The organism is Arcicella sp., from assembly GCF_964672035.1.
Genome location: NZ_CBABQS010000095.1, coordinates 1 through 15,023 on the forward strand (window position 1 = coordinate 1; position 15,023 = coordinate 15,023).

General features: G+C 36.7%; 13 protein-coding genes. 8 read left to right on the top strand and 5 right to left on the bottom strand.

Annotated features, from left to right (window positions below):
* The 4 genes from AC1W31_RS18230 to AC1W31_RS18245 form a co-directional block, all read left to right on the top strand.
* Positions 1 to 198: hypothetical protein (locus AC1W31_RS18230; RefSeq protein ID WP_481735922.1), on the top strand; the 198-nt coding region annotated here is incomplete at its 5' end.
* Positions 198 to 533 carry a hypothetical protein gene (locus AC1W31_RS18235; RefSeq protein ID WP_481735923.1) on the top strand — a complete coding sequence of 112 codons (336 nt, stop codon included), beginning with the start codon at positions 198 to 200 and terminating at the stop codon, positions 531 to 533. The genes AC1W31_RS18230 and AC1W31_RS18235, both read left to right, overlap by 1 nt.
* A 43-nt stretch (positions 534 to 576) precedes the next feature.
* Positions 577 to 825 (top strand): hypothetical protein, encoded by a 249-nt coding sequence (locus AC1W31_RS18240; protein ID WP_481735924.1) that lies wholly within the window; start codon positions 577 to 579, stop codon positions 823 to 825.
* A 334-nt stretch (positions 826 to 1,159) separates the two neighbouring features.
* A complete protein-coding gene (locus tag AC1W31_RS18245) occupies positions 1,160 to 3,172 on the top strand; it encodes a M13 family metallopeptidase (RefSeq protein WP_481735925.1) in 2,013 nt (670 codons plus the stop codon).
* 225 nt (positions 3,173 to 3,397) lie between these two features.
* Here the strand turns inward: AC1W31_RS18245 and AC1W31_RS18250 are convergent, their stop codons facing one another.
* The 5 genes from AC1W31_RS18250 to AC1W31_RS18270 all read right to left on the bottom strand — a co-directional run bounded on the left by AC1W31_RS18250 (position 3,398) and on the right by AC1W31_RS18270 (position 6,240).
* Positions 3,398 to 3,649, bottom strand: a complete 252-nt coding sequence (locus AC1W31_RS18250; RefSeq protein ID WP_481735926.1) for a hypothetical protein — start codon at positions 3,647 to 3,649, stop codon at positions 3,398 to 3,400.
* A 642-nt stretch (positions 3,650 to 4,291) separates the two neighbouring features.
* A complete protein-coding gene (locus AC1W31_RS18255) occupies positions 4,292 to 4,498 on the bottom strand; it encodes a hypothetical protein (protein ID WP_481735927.1) in 207 nt (68 codons plus the stop codon).
* Positions 4,455 to 5,225 (bottom strand): hypothetical protein, encoded by a 771-nt coding sequence (locus tag AC1W31_RS18260; protein WP_481735928.1) that lies wholly within the window; start codon positions 5,223 to 5,225, stop codon positions 4,455 to 4,457. The genes AC1W31_RS18255 and AC1W31_RS18260 overlap by 44 nt, the downstream gene beginning before the upstream one ends.
* Entirely contained in the window at positions 5,116 to 5,940 is an 825-nt protein-coding gene (locus tag AC1W31_RS18265) for a hypothetical protein (protein ID WP_481735929.1), read from the bottom strand. The genes AC1W31_RS18260 and AC1W31_RS18265 overlap by 110 nt, the downstream gene beginning before the upstream one ends.
* Before the next feature lie 45 nt (positions 5,941 to 5,985).
* Positions 5,986 to 6,240 carry a hypothetical protein gene (locus tag AC1W31_RS18270; RefSeq protein WP_481735930.1) on the bottom strand — a complete coding sequence of 85 codons (255 nt, stop codon included), beginning with the start codon at positions 6,238 to 6,240 and terminating at the stop codon, positions 5,986 to 5,988.
* A 498-nt stretch (positions 6,241 to 6,738) separates the two neighbouring features.
* Between AC1W31_RS18270 and AC1W31_RS18275 the strand changes: the two genes are divergently transcribed.
* The 4 genes from AC1W31_RS18275 to AC1W31_RS18290 all read left to right on the top strand — a co-directional run.
* The gene (locus AC1W31_RS18275) at positions 6,739 to 9,975 is read left to right on the top strand and encodes a SusC/RagA family TonB-linked outer membrane protein (protein WP_481735931.1); all 3,237 of its coding nucleotides are present in this window, start codon (positions 6,739 to 6,741) and stop codon (positions 9,973 to 9,975) included.
* A gap of 26 nt (positions 9,976 to 10,001) precedes the next feature.
* Positions 10,002 to 11,639 carry a RagB/SusD family nutrient uptake outer membrane protein gene (locus AC1W31_RS18280; RefSeq protein ID WP_481735932.1) on the top strand — a complete coding sequence of 546 codons (1,638 nt, stop codon included), beginning with the start codon at positions 10,002 to 10,004 and terminating at the stop codon, positions 11,637 to 11,639.
* A 69-nt stretch (positions 11,640 to 11,708) separates the two neighbouring features.
* Complete coding sequence (locus tag AC1W31_RS18285; protein WP_481735933.1) at positions 11,709 to 12,845, top strand: hypothetical protein; 1,137 nt, start codon at positions 11,709 to 11,711, stop codon at positions 12,843 to 12,845.
* Positions 12,846 to 13,051: 206 nt separating this feature from the next.
* A partial coding sequence (locus tag AC1W31_RS18290; RefSeq protein WP_481735934.1) for a CRTAC1 family protein occupies positions 13,052 to 15,023 on the top strand: 1,972 nt, incomplete at its 3' end.

A 15,023-nucleotide genomic window follows, 5' to 3' on the forward strand; every position in this document is an offset into this window, starting at 1 on the left:
CCTCATTCACAGAACTTTAGCGTAATACTTTTACAGAAAAAAAAGATTACCGCTATGTTTAAATTTCTTATGTATCTACTCTTACTTATTTCATTCATTGCTCAATCGGCTGATTTTGAAGTGTTTTTTCCGCATCTTATTCGGGTGGAAGGGATGTTTTTCACGGTCACGCAATATGATGAGGGCGGAGTCGATTAGTGACTGACTACCAACGAATTGAAAATACTCAGAATGGCGTTAGTGATACTTGCGTGACGGGTTATGCTTCGGCTTTGATTGAATATCGTACGATTTCTAAGGAGTTGAGCAACCGAACGCACGAATTGAAAATCAAGGTGGATGAAGTCAAATTGCTGAATAGTAAGGCCTGTTCATTGGTGAATGAGTTCCAAAGGCAATCGGGTGAATTGGAAAATATCGTGTCGCTACGAGCAAATCTTATTCAGGAAAATCAAAAGCAGGTGGCGGAATTGCGACAGTGGAAAAGTGACTTGACGGCTTCTAAAGTTCCCTTAGAAAAGGCACGATACTAATTTTTTATACTCCTTAATTGTTTCAATTTAACATTATAATCCGATGCAATCATCCAATCCAAATGACATGAATATTGTGGAGAGTGTTGGTGCTCCTTGTCCACCATTTTTTAAGAAAATCAGTAACATTGGCTTGATTTTAGGGGGCGTTTCGGCCACAATTTTGACGGGTGACGTTGCTCTTCCTACCGTGGTTATTTCGATTGCTGGCTATTTGGCCACCGCTTCGGCGGTTGCGGTTACGGTAAATCAATGTACGGTTGATTCTGATAAATCTTTTGATGTGAAGTAATTAGGTGATAGTGTTAAATGAGTCTCTTTAACTTCCCGAAAGTAGAAATAACTTTCGGGAAGTTCCTCTCTAAGCCTCCCCCCTCTGATTTTATTGGAGGGGGTTTTTGTTTTTGGAAATCTATTTAACTGGGATTTGAGATTGAAATTTGGAATAGCGTGAAAATATACTGACTAAAAATAGAATAATTAGCCAAACGAATTAAGTAAAGTCAATGATACAAAGTCGATAATTTCCCACAGCAGGTCGATAAACATGAAAAATACCTTCATAGGTTTTAGATTTTTTGGGCTTATAGTATTACCTTTCGTTTCAAGATAAATTATCAAAATTCATGAAAAAATTTTACTCTCTCGTATTAGTTTTCTGGTTTATAATAACCTGCATCAGTTCAAGCTTCGCCCAAAAAGTAAGCATTACGGGCATTGACCCAACCCTAAAGCCTGGCGATGATTTCTTTATGTACGTCAATGGAAAATGGTATAATTCAACTGAAATTCCTTCTACACAATCGGGTGTTGGGGCTTATTCGTTTATGAATTATCCGCAACGCATACGCCTGCAAGGTATTTTAGATAGTGTTTCGGCTGCCAAAAGCCTCAAAGGTAGCATCGAACAAAAAGTGGGTGATTTTTATGCTTCTGGAATGGATACCCACACCATCGACAAAAGAGGTTTTGAGCCCGTAAAGCCAATGTTCAAACAAATTGATGGCATCAAAGATGTGGCTGGAATCATGAAGTATGTGGCTGAACAACAGAAATTTAATAACTATTCTATTATCGGTTTTCGTGTTGGACCAGATATTAAAAACAGTGCCGTCAATATCGTCAATTTAGGTCAAACAGGCATCGGTTTACCCGAAAGAGACTATTATTTTAGAACCGATTCTTCGACGCTTTTTATTCAGAAAGCTTATCAAAATTACTTAAGCACTTTGTTTAAACTTACGGCGATTGATGCTGCTTCTGCAAACAAATTGGCTTTAGCAGCTTATGCTATCGAAAAAGAATTGGCGGCATCGCACAAAACTAATATCGAACGCCGAAATGTACAGGCTAATTATAATAAAATGGCAGTTTCAGCCATCGCCCAAAAACAAACAAATATAGACTGGCAAGCATTTTTTACAGCATTGGGCGTGAAAATAGATTCGCTGAATGTGCAACAACCTGCCTATTACGACCGTTTGAACTCTTTGCTCGCTTCTGCATCAATCGAAGACTGGAAAGCTTATTTAAGAGCAAAAACCTTGGTTTCTTACGCTGATTTTCTGAGCGAACCTTTCACAAAAGCATCTTTTGAATACGCTAAAGTGCTGTCTGGACAAGCAACGCAAAAACCAAGGGGTGAAGATATTACAGATGCCGTAGATAAATCGCTTGGACATGGACTTGCCCAACTTTATGTTAAAAAATACTTTCCTGAAGAAGCCAAGCGACGAATGAAAGAATTAGTAAAGAATTTGAAAACAGCTTTTGAAAATCGAATTAATAAACTTGATTGGATGAGTGATTCGACCAAAACTAAAGCCAAAGAAAAACTCTATGCATTTACTGAGAAAATTGGTTACCCTGATAAATGGAGAGATTATTCGAAAGTAGTAATCAATCGTGGTACGTACTTTGAAAATAGATTGGCTACGAGCAAAAACGATTTTGTTTATGGAATTTCAAAATTAGGCCAACCCGTCGACCGTACTGAATGGGGAACAACTCCGCCAACGGTAACGGCCTATAACAATCCGCCATTGAATGAAATCGTTTTTCCTGCAGGAATTCTTCAGCCACCGTATTTCGATATGAATGCTGATGATGCCCTTAATTATGGTGGCATTGGAATGGTAATTGGCCACGAAATCACACACTCGTTTGATGACCAAGGAGCTTTATATGATAAACAAGGCAATGTGAAAAACTGGTGGAAGGCAGATGATTTTAAGAAATTCAAGGCTAAAACTCAACTCGTAATTGAGCAATACAATCAATTTACAGTACTCGATTCGATGCACGTAAAAGGGGCTTTAACAGTGGGTGAAAATACGGCAGATATCGCAGGAATTGCTATTGCTTTCGATGCATTTAAGCTAACAGAACAAGCAAAAAGTAATGAAAAAATTGATGGTTTTACGCCCGAACAGCGTTTCTTCATTTCAATTGCCAGAATTTGGCGAGTAAAAACCAAAGATGCTTTCATGCGTACGTATGTAAATACCAACCCTCACTCGCCCGCAAAATGGCGTGTGAATGGCCCATTGATGAATTTTACTCCTTTCTACAAGGCATTTGATATAAAACCTGGTGATAAAATGTACAAACCCGAAAGTGAACGCATCACGGTTTGGTAAGAATTTAATTATTGTGTAAAAAAACACCTCAGTGAATAAATATTCTTTTCACTGAGGTGTTTTTTTATCGCTAAGATTACTTACGATTTCTATTTCGGTGGTCAGTGAAGACAATGACCACGGGGTAAAGTCAGTGTACAGTTGATTTTGATAAGTCGTTTGATGTGAAGTGATTTTCGTAAAATAAAACCCCTCTGACAAATTCAGAGGGGTTTTATTTTGGTATTAGGATTGGAAATCCTTTTTATTTGTGATTCGAGATTGAAATCTCGAATAGCGTGAATGGTCAAATAAATCCATTCTATTTTTTACAGTTCCAACTGTTTCTGCAATTCCGATTTCAATGCAATATTCATAAAAAGCTGTTTTGGTTTTAAATCCAAATTCTGTTATAAATTCATCATTAAACTTAGATAAACCATAGCCAACAAGGTTGAGAATTTCGTAGTTTTCGTGTTTATTACCCTTACCCTCCATAAATTAAGTTATAAGTTTATAATTGTCTTTTGTAATATCGCCAAATGGAAATTCGCCAAAATTTGCTCGATAGGTTTTTCCAAAATGCGTATTTGATATTTAATATTTGCCTTATCACATTTTGGCAAATATAACTTAAATATCTTAATCACAACTAATGTTATAATCCACTATTAAGTCTTAATTGAGCGAATGTGACTTCTTTTGTTAGCATATCTATTTGTAGATTGATTAAGATTATTATGATAACAAAAGAAGTCACAAATCAGGTTGTGACTTCTTTTGGAGTGAATGTTTTAAGTTGCTTTCTTGGTTGGGAGAACTCCTTCCGTCGCTGTGGCGGACAGGCATATTTTATCCAGTGGAGGAATCGTCAAGCTTGTTGGCGCTACTGGGACTCAGTGGGATTTACCTTGGAATTGCCTTGGAATTGCTCCGGAATTGCTACGGATTTAAACCGGGAGAAATCGCATAAAAATTAATCATTTCCACAAAAAAGAATTCGCTAAAAATGGCTGGACAAAATGGTATAGATCTTGTTCTGATTTTTATGAACAAAAACTTATTAAAGCGTGTTCTAAATCATTCCGTCTGCTCTTCGGTATTCCCAACGTTTTAGGAAATCATCGAATGACTTGGCAATCATGGCAATGTCGCCGCCTTGGGAAATATCATTGAGAAATCCGTGTTGCTCGGGGGAAAGACGAAGGTAATTATGGCGGTGGTGGTGCTGTTGGCATCGGGTAAACAAATGTCTTCCATTCGTAATTGGTCGGACTTTTTGGCGCTTGGTTTGATAGGTTTTCTATCCTTCCAGCGATTGGGACGTTTCTTGGTAGTAGTCGTCATTTTGTGGTTGGTTAATTTGTTGAAATTCTACATAAACTGGTTCTGAATCTCTGAAATTTTTTAACTTTTCTTGAAATTTTCTAAAATCCTCTCCTGCTTTTGCTCTTCTTTCTCTCTCAAAACGTTCAGAAAACGTCTCTAATGGCTCTGAATAGTCTGGTGTGAACCCTTTCGTTATTTTAGCAATTATCTGGTCTTTTTGGTCAAATATTGGCATTTCGTTAGATTTTGCTATTTGTTCCAATTGCTCCGCTTTCAAATCAAAGTACTTTTCGATTACTTCTTTGACATCGGCTATGGTGACGGAGCCATAGAACTTGTGGTTGCCAAAAATGCCTTCTTTAAGTGCCAGAGCGAAATCAGCGATGGATTCGTGGGTGTATTTTCTTACCATCCAATCCGAACACATAATTATTTCAGAACTGGAAAGCGGTTTGTTGACTTTGGTGGCATCACTGAACATTTTGAGCAAAGCACACACGGATTTGAAAATGTTGGCTTCGCCGATGGTAGATTTTAGTTGGAAAATTTTCTCGGACTGTAAAGCCACCTTAAAATCTAATTCAGTCAAACTTAGGGCAATTTCTGAGCTTTCCGATTCTGTCAGCGTCAAACCGTTACCGTCTGGCAAAATACCGACTAACGAGGTCGTCCAGTTGTTCGGCGGTTGCTGGCTGTTCAAAGATGTTGGTTTGTTTGGGATAATTTGAATTTGTTGGTTTTCCATGACCTTTTGATTTTGTGGTGACTAATTCGCCTTTCTTGTAATCATTTTCTAAAAATTGTTGGACGGTGCTTTTCCAAATTTTACGCTTGGCTAATTCGCCCGTATTCTTGTCAATCCAAGCGGAGATTTTGTGGTAATAAAAGTTAGTGTTAATCTCAGGATGCGCTTGTCGAATATACTCCTCGAAAACCTTAAAATCTTTGAACTCTGAATCCAAGAATTCTATCTCGGGCAGTGATGTTTTTTTAGATGAAACTTTAGAAGATTTTTTAATTTCTTCATTTTTTTCTTCTTCTTTTTTTGCATCATTATTATCATTATTTATTATTTTAATATTACTATATGGTATGATTTCAGAAAGTTTCCGTTTTTCGGAAACATTGTTTCCGCTTTTCGGAATGTTTTCGAGTTTCCGTTTTTCGGAATGTTTCCACTTTTCGGAATGTTTCCGTTTTTCGGAATGTTTCCACTTTTCGGAAACTTTTAAATGCTTACTTTCACGCTCTAAAAATCCCTTTTTAATCAGTTCAAATATTCCCTCGGAAACTCTATTATCCTTCATGTTTAACATGGATCCAATTTCTCTATTTGTTCCCTCAAAAGTGCCGCCTTGCTCTCTGAATTTGATGTATGAAACAATCAATCTTTCGTTACCCGTAAGTAAATCATTTTGTAGATATTCTAAGGGAATCCACAGCCCTGTGATTTCTGACATAGCGATTTGTGGTTATTGATTGAAGAATAAATTGAACCGAAATTCTTAGGCAGTCACCTTTTTATGCGCTCCTCGAACATATTTTTTTAATTCTTCATACTCATAACCATATTCTCTACCGTCGATTAATTTGCCTTTTATCCTCCCCTTTCCTCTCGCCCGAATTAAGGATTGGGGTTTTATTTTGAGGAAAGCAGCTGCTTGTGAACTGGTGTAAATCTTATTGGTCTCAATATTTTCCTCAACTTGTACTAATTTTCTCTTTTCGAGAATAGCAAGGATAATGAGATAAAAAAACAAGAAGAAGAGATTAGATTTTTGAGCGCATTGCTGACTAAGTAGCACCAATGACCGCACCAAAGATGGAGCTTTATTTGTTAGTGCTTGATTATTAAGTGTGTGAGTGTATTGGATGTAATCTTATACGGCCCACAAAATATTATAAACCCCATCAAAATATTTTTTGATGGGGTTTATGTGTTTAAAATAGCCCAGTAACTATTTATTATGCTACAGATATTACGTCTGAGTAATAATACAAATGTGTCATGTTCTGCATGGTAAATATTATCAATCATACATGATAGTCGATTTTATGCTAATAAATGATAAAATAGTACTATACATTTAATTCAAATAAATATAAAATTTGTACTATAAATCCTTTTAACATGAAAACGAAAATTAAATGGATAATTACTTCATTTAATATCCATAAATTCTTTCAAAATGATTTTTCCAAAAGGTAAAATATTTAAAGAAATCTTTCAAATTCAATCTGTAAATAAATCCCCAAATATGCACACAATTTTCCATTTTAGTGGTTCTTCACCACAAATAATAAGATTAAAAAGTCTTATTATTTTGCTAACTATAATGACTGGAAGCCTCAGCATTTTAGGTCAAAAAGCAACCGTCCAAACCATAAAAATTTCAGGTAAGGTTACTTCAGGACAGGACAATCAAGCAGTGCCTGGAGCTAATATTTTGATAAAAGGTACAACCGTTGGAACAACGACTAATTCAAATGGTGAATATTCTGTCACTGCTCCTTCGAATGGAACATTGAATATTTCATCGGTTGGTATGACGACTCAACAAATCTCTATTTCGGGACGCACAAAAATCAACATTTCAATGTCAGAAAATGTTTCGACTATTGATGAAGTTGTGGTGGTAGGTTATGGTACTGCCAGTAAACGTTCGTTGTCGGGCGCTCAAACGAATATCACTGAAACTGAATTAAAAAGAACCGTCAATACAACCATTGACCAAGCACTTCAAGGGCGGGCGCCCAACGTGTATGTTGCCAGTAATTCGGGTAAACCAGGAGGAGCAGCGACTGTTTATATTCGTGGACTTTCTACGATAAATGGTAACAGTCAGCCCATGTATGTGATTGATGGGGTTCAAATAATACCATCCGCTGCTTCAACGCAAGGAAATGGCTCGGATGGACAATCGAATATACTTTCGAGTTTGAACCCTGATGACATTGAATCATTAAACGTTTTGACGGGACCTTCCGCTCAGTCTATTTATGGTTCAAAAGCTGCCAGTGGTGTAATTGTGGTTACTACGAAAAGAGGAAAAGCGGGCGATGCAAAAATTAGCTTCACTACGATGTATAATTTTCAAGGCTTACCCAAGCAATTGCCTTTGATGAACTTACGAGAATATGCCACTTATAGTAATGCTTGGGCAAAAGCGGTTGGCTCGGGTTATAATGCAGAGTTTGCTGACCCGTCTATTTTAGGCGATGGTACCAATTGGCAATCAGCCTTATTCAAAACGGCAGCGATGAAAAAACAACAACTGACCTTGAGTGGAGGAAATGATAAAACAACTTATTATATATCCGCTGAATTGATGAATCAAGAAGGGATTGCGCCAAATTCTGGATTTGACAGAAAATCTTTTCGAGTAAATGTAGAAAGTAAATTACGCAGTTATCTGAAAATTGGAACAAATCTATCCATTTCTGGAACGGCTGAGAAATTGTCTATTAATGAAGATAATGTCATTAGCACGGCCATTCAGCAATCGCCAAATGCCCCTGTTTATAATGCGGATGGCAGTTTTGGTGGTCCACAGGATGTTAGAAACGATGGTAGTTATTCGGCTAAAATCACAAATCCTGTTGCTTTAGCTTTCACGAATACCAATGATTACAAAAGAATGACAACTTTCGGAACAATTTACGCCGACTTGACTTTCTTGAAGGATTTCACGTTTCACGGTGAATTTAACGGAAGTTATGGCAATGACACCAGAGCTATTTTCCGTCCTTCTTATTCATTTGGAACGAACGCCCTTACCCAAGGAGCCGTCAATCCAATTTCGACTTCGGAAAGATATGCGGGAAATAATTATAATTGGAGTACAAACCAGTACTTAACCTATAATAAAAGAATAGCCCTAAAACACGATGTAAAATTTACGGCTGGACACGAAGCTCAGTATTATTTTACTGAACAATTAGGCGGTAGAGTCACTGGATTTACCAACAATGCACTTTCTGAATTAAGTTTAGGCGATCCAAAAACCTCTTTGAGTACAAGTACAAGAGAAGATAATTCGCAGGAATCGTACTTTGGTCGTTTGAATTATAGTTTTGACGATAAATATATTGTGCAGGCTTCTTACCGTGCTGATGCCTCCTCACTTTTCGGACCGAATAACAAGTGGGGATACTTTCCATCACTTTCTGCCGCTTGGAGAATTTCAAAGGAGCCATTTATGCAAAATATTACTGCCATTAATGACTTCAAAATTCGTGCAGAGGTGGGAACATCGGGAAGTCAATATTATGGCAAAAATACTTACGCTCCATTAAGTACTGCCGCAACGCAATCTGGACAAGGATTTTTGGCTGGTAAATTTCCAAACCCAGATATTAAGTGGGAGAACACCCAAACCATAAACATAGGTTTTGATTTACATATGTTTAAAGATAGAGTTAACGTGGTTTTTGATGCTTATTTAAGAAAAACATCCGATTTAATTACGGACTTACCTTTACCCGCTTACGCAGGAACATCTGGACAGGGCGGAATAGGCGCTCCAGTTGTTAATATTGGTGACATGGAAAATAGAGGTGTTGGTATTTCAATCAATACAACGCCCATTCGTGCAAAATCAACTAATGAATTTAATTGGAATAGTGGATTTAATATTTCATTTGACAGAAATAAATTGTTGAAACTTAATACAGATAGAGCGATTATTGACCGTTTCCCGTGGTTTAGCCGTGTAATTTCTCGTTCAATTGTTGGACAACCATTATTTCAGTTTTTTGGATATCAGACTGATGGTTTAATCCAAAATTATCAAGATTTAACTACGGCTGCTTTGCCAACCAACGTTCATGTTGCCCCAACAGAAGCATGGGTGGGTGATGTTAAATATGTAAATCTTGATAAAACAGAATATTTTGACCCAGTTTTAGGCAAAAATGTGCAAGTAATTGATGATAAAGACAGAACATTTATTGGTAATCCTTGGCCAAAATTTACCTTCGGAATTACCAATAATTTCTCCTACAAGGGATTTGACTTGTCAATCTTTTTACAAGGCGTTTATGGCAACCAAGTTTTCAATCAGTTGAGATTTGATAATAGTGCTTTCAGAAACTATATCCACGGCGCTTATAAAGAAGCAGTTAATTTTGCACAGCCAAGTAGCGGTGTTTTAAATGAATCATTAACTTTATTAAATCCAGGGTATAATGTTCCAAGAATTGCCTATTCAAGTTATGGAAACGCTGGCCGTGCTACCAACCAATTTGTGGAAGATGGTTCGTATTTGAGAGTAAAAAATATCACTTTGAGTTATAATATTCCGAAGACATTCTTGAAAAAGTATTTACCAATCAACGGAATTAGATTGACGAGCGGTATTCAAAATGCTTTTACTATTACAAAATATAGCGGTTATGATCCAGAAGTTGGTACCTCTGCGGGTGTTCCAGGATTTGATAATGGCCGTTATCCTTCTTCGAGAATGTACACTTTCTCAGCAGCATTTGATTTTTAGTTTTCATAAAAATAAATATTCATACCATGAAAAAATATATCTTCATAAAGTTCTTATTTGTTGCCCTAACTTTTGCTGGGTTGACAAGTTGTAAAGAACAATTTTTAGACACTCCTCCGTTAGGAAGTTTAACCGCTCCCAATTTCTTCAATACCGATGCTGAATTAATGGCGGGAACGGCCGCTTTATACAATAAAGTTTGGTTTGGGTCGAATGGACAAGCACTTTTATCTTTTGGGGACGGTCGTGCGGGCAATATGATTAGCCCTTATAATGGTAATTGGCAACAATTTTACCAATTCACCGTTTCAAACACCAATAGTGATTTAAGAGATTCTTGGAATTCGTTTTTCACGATTATTGCTCAATCAAACGTTTTGATGTATAATGTCAACACGTATGCCAAAGCAGGCGTATCGCCAGAAGCAAAAAGAAGAGCCATTGGTGAAGCTCGTTATATGCGTGCGGTTGCTTATTCATATTTAGTGCAGAATTGGGGTCCCGTTCCTATCATTACGGACAATTTAAAACAAGGTGCTGATACCACTTTATCTCGTAATACGGTTGAGACAGTTTGGGAATTTGCTATTCGTGATATGCAAGCAGCAAAGAATTTATTGCCAACTACTTCAGCCGCAGGAACAGGTCGTTTGAATGCCTATTCTGCCAAAGGAATGTTATCAAGGTTTTATTTGACTCGTGCAGGATTAGGTTCAACAAATGGTCAAAGAAGTCAAGTATATTTGGATAGTGCAAAATATTACGCAAGTGATGTCATCAAAAATAGTGCTTTCCAATTGATGCCAAATTATGCCGATTTATTTTTAACGGCAAATAATAATAATCCAGAACAATTATTTGGTTTGCAATGGGTTGGTAATGGCGGTTATGGTTCTGGGAATCAATTTCAGTCTCAATTTGCTGCAAATAGCCAAATTACTGGTTTCCAAGACGGTTGGGGCGGTGGAAATGGTGCATCGTATGATTATTTAGCCAATCTCGACCCTGCCGATTCAATACGTAGAAAAGCGACATTTATGCTTCCAGGCGATTTATACCCAGAATTAATCAAAGCCAAAGGAGGTTGGAAAGAGCCAATACCAGCGGATGATGCTTATGAGACTTTTGCCCATTTTAAGAAATATATAGTCGGTAGTCCAGATGATAACGGAGGTTTAGGGCAACAACAGGCCGCTCCGAACAACAGTTATATGCAACGTTTAGCAGAAATTTATTTGATATATGCCGAAGCAATCTTAGGAAATAATACTTCAACTTCTGACGCTGAAGCATTAAAATATTACAATGCAATCAGAACAAGAGCAACGTTACCCGCTGTAACATCCTTTACGCTTGATGATTTACTCCATGAAAGACGCTATGAATTTGCGGTTGAAGGAGTTGCTTGGTACGATTTGGTACGATTATATTACTACAATCCGCAAAAAGTGGTTGATATTATTGGTAAACAAATTAGAGGAACGTACACGATTCGGATTAAAGCTGGCACTGGAACTGCTGCAAAAAAGCGTGAATTTACCTTTATAAATCGTACCACTAATACTTTCAAATTGGTTTCAACGGCATTTTATTTGCCAATTCCTGATACTGAAACAGCGCAAGCACCCAATTTATTGAAACCGCCGGTGCCATATAAGTTTTAGTATTAACCATCTGATGAACTCATGTAGGGAATCAAATTTCCTACTCAAATAAATATCAACATGAAAAAAATGAAAAATTATATTGGTAGTAAACTCTCTGCGATTGCCTTTTTTGGCATTCTGGTAAGCATTACTATGCTTTCATCCTGCAAAGACGATGAAACTGGAACGCCAAAAGTATCCACAGGAACTCCCAGTATTTCAAGGGTTTATTTGTTGGATACCATTCCAAAACATAAAGACAGTAGTATTGTTGGAGCCGAACCCAATAAACTTTTGGTCATTAGTGGTGTGAATATAGGTGGGGTAATTTATGCCTATTTTAATGGCTACAATACCGCTTTTAATCCCACTTACAACACTGATAATTCCTTGATTATTAGACTTCCAGCAGCAGCACCTACCGATTCTACCGCTGATAATAAAATCAGATTGGTTACTTCGCACGGGGAGACAACTTTCAACTTTAAGGTAATTGCAAAACCTACCGTTTATTCGACTGATAAGATTACTTTCGGTATTGACAGAGGTGATATAACGTTGACTGGAAAGAACTTTGCCGATGTTTCGAGTGTGGTATTTTCAAATACTACAACGGCCGTTAAAATTGTTTCTAAGACAAAAGATAAATTAGGCAATGAGACGATGGTATTGAGATTTCCAACCACCACTTTAAGCCAAGTTACCGTAGATATTACCAACACCAGTGGAATCATTACTGCCAAAACATTAGAATTTGTGAATGCCGATGTTGCCTTGCAAGTTTTTACGGAAGATTTTGCCAAAGATTACGGTAATAATTCGTGGGGTGATCCGCTAATTGTAACTTCTGACCAGGCTTATGCAGGGAAAAAATCATTAGTGAAAACGTTTGCTGGCGGAAACTGGCACTTGGCAGCATTTAGCAATTGGTATCCTTCAATCCCCTATTCAGCTGATTATAAGTACATGACTTTCTCAATTAAAGGTGGAAATGTACCCATTTCGTTCTGGATTCAATCGGATGCCTCAAAAATTGGATTTGGTAACTTTGCCGATAAAAATAAAATTGACGTTGCTCCAAAGATTTGGAATTATTATAAAGTTGCTTTGAAAGATTTAGATTTTTGGTATTCAGGCACTACTTTAAAGCAATTTGGATGGAGATTACAAGGTCCAGATAAATCAGAAACGCTTTATTTTGATGATGTGATGTTTATTAAGTAAATACAAGGAATAATATTATTTGATATTATTTAAGTGCGTATCGCATACGCCCGCACTTTCAGAACATGATTTTAAGATTAAAATAATTTTTAGGATTAAAAATGCCAATCTTAAAAATTCTATAAATCTTAAAGTTATGTTCTGATTTATTTAAACTGACATCACATGCATAAAAATTACTTTCCAAAATGAATTATTAATTTCAAATGACCTTTAAAATACCACTTTTTATTGTTTCAACTGCGCTCTTATTTTCTTGTAATAAGAATAATGAACCCGTTTTTACAAGACTCACTGCTGAAAATACAGGTATTACATTTTCCAATCGAATTACGGAAACGAATGCTCGAAATATATTCAATTTTGAATATGTTTACAATGGCGGTGGTGTGGCTTTAGGTGATTTTAATAATGATAATTTAGTGGATGTATATTTTACAGGAAATCAGGTTGAGAATAAATTATACTTAAATAAAGGCACCCAAAATGGCTCCGATATTCATTTTGAAGACATTACTGAAAAAAGTAATACTACAGGAGAAGGAAAATGGTGTTCGGGCGCAACGGTAATTGACATTAATAATGACCATCTTTTAGACATATATGTGTGCGCTTCCGTGAGTAAAGTGGCGGATAGATTGGCAAATATGATGTACGTAAATCAAGGAGTTGATAAATCTGGCGTGCCAATTTTTAAGGAAATGGCCAAAGAATATGGCATTGCAGATACCACGCACACCACTAATGCGGCATTTTTTGATTATGACAACGACGGCGATTTAGATTTATATTTATTGGTGAATGAAATGGAGAAAGTTCGCTATCCAAATAAATACGTTGACAAGGTTGTGGACGGTTCTTCAAGGCGGACGGATAGATTATATAAAAATGATGGAACCAACGAAAAACCGCACTTCACGAATATCTCCAAACAAGCAGGAATTTTGATTGAAGGCTACGGTTTGGGCTTGAATATTACGGATATAAATCGGGATGGCTGGAAGGATATTTACGTAACAAATGATTTTTTATCAGATGATTTACTTTACCTAAATAATAAAAATGGAAATGGATTTACTGACCATTCAGCGCAATATTTCAAGCATACTTCTTTCTCGGCCATGGGCAATGATGTGGAGGATTTGAATAATGATGGTTTGGTCGATATTGTGGCGTTAGATATGATTCCGGCGGATAATTACCGTAAGAAAATGGTGATGCCTGCCAACAATTATTCTACTTACCAAAACAATGAAAAGTTTCACTACAACTACCAATATCCACGAAATACTTTACAAATAAATCAAGGCAATAATCCTAAAACGGGTCAGCCAGTTTTTAGTGAAATGGGATTATTATCGGGCATTGCGGAAACCGATTGGAGTTGGTGTCCGATGGTGACGGATTTTGATAATGATGGTTTTCGAGATATAGTAATCACCAATGGTTTCCCAAAAGACATTACCGACCATGATTATTTAGTTTACCGTTATCAAACCGCCGTTCAGCAACAGTTAACCTTGGAAGAACTCTCAAAGATGATTCCCTCGGCAAAAACGGTGAATTATGCTTTTAAAAATAAAGGCGGAAAAAGTGGCGATTTACCGCAATTTGAAGATGTTTCGACCCAATGGGGCATGGATATTCCGAGTTTTTCTAATGGTGCGGCTTACGCAGATTTGGACAATGATGGCGACGTAGATTATGTCGTAAATAATATCAATGATTCGGCTTTTGTCTATCGAAATAATTCCGTTCAACTAAAACCCGCAGAAAGTAATTTTTTAAGAATAAAATGTCAAGGCTTATCCAATAATATCAACGGAATTGGGGCTTGGATTGATATTTCGTACAATCACGGAGAGAAACAAGTTTATGAAAATACGCCTTATCGAGGTTATTTGTCCACGATTGAAAATGTGGCTCATTTTGGATTAGGCAAGATAAAAACGGTTGATGAAGTAAAAATTACTTGGCAATCTGGGAAAATAAGTATTTTAAAAAATGTAAAAGCAAATCAAGTACTGACAGTTGATGAAAAGTCTGCAATCGACATTAAAACAATGTCAATTATCAATTATCAACTATCAATTTTTAAGAATATAAGTGATTCTTTATTAATTAATTACGTTCACGAAGAAACGGATGCGATTGATTTTAATGTTCAGAAATTATTAC

Coding starts and splice junctions, on each gene's coding strand:
- AC1W31_RS18240 (WP_481735924.1), top strand. CDS start 577: ATGCAATCATCCAATCCAAATGACATGAATATTGTGGAGAGTGTTGGT.
- AC1W31_RS18245 (WP_481735925.1), top strand. CDS start 1,160: ATGAAAAAATTTTACTCTCTCGTATTAGTTTTCTGGTTTATAATAACC.
- AC1W31_RS18250 (WP_481735926.1), bottom strand. CDS start 3,649: ATGGAGGGTAAGGGTAATAAACACGAAAACTACGAAATTCTCAACCTT.
- AC1W31_RS18255 (WP_481735927.1), bottom strand. CDS start 4,498: ATGACGACTACTACCAAGAAACGTCCCAATCGCTGGAAGGATAGAAAA.
- AC1W31_RS18260 (WP_481735928.1), bottom strand. CDS start 5,225: ATGGAAAACCAACAAATTCAAATTATCCCAAACAAACCAACATCTTTG.
- AC1W31_RS18265 (WP_481735929.1), bottom strand. CDS start 5,940: ATGTCAGAAATCACAGGGCTGTGGATTCCCTTAGAATATCTACAAAAT.
- AC1W31_RS18275 (WP_481735931.1), top strand. CDS start 6,739: ATGCACACAATTTTCCATTTTAGTGGTTCTTCACCACAAATAATAAGA.
- AC1W31_RS18280 (WP_481735932.1), top strand. CDS start 10,002: ATGAAAAAATATATCTTCATAAAGTTCTTATTTGTTGCCCTAACTTTT.
- AC1W31_RS18285 (WP_481735933.1), top strand. CDS start 11,709: ATGAAAAATTATATTGGTAGTAAACTCTCTGCGATTGCCTTTTTTGGC.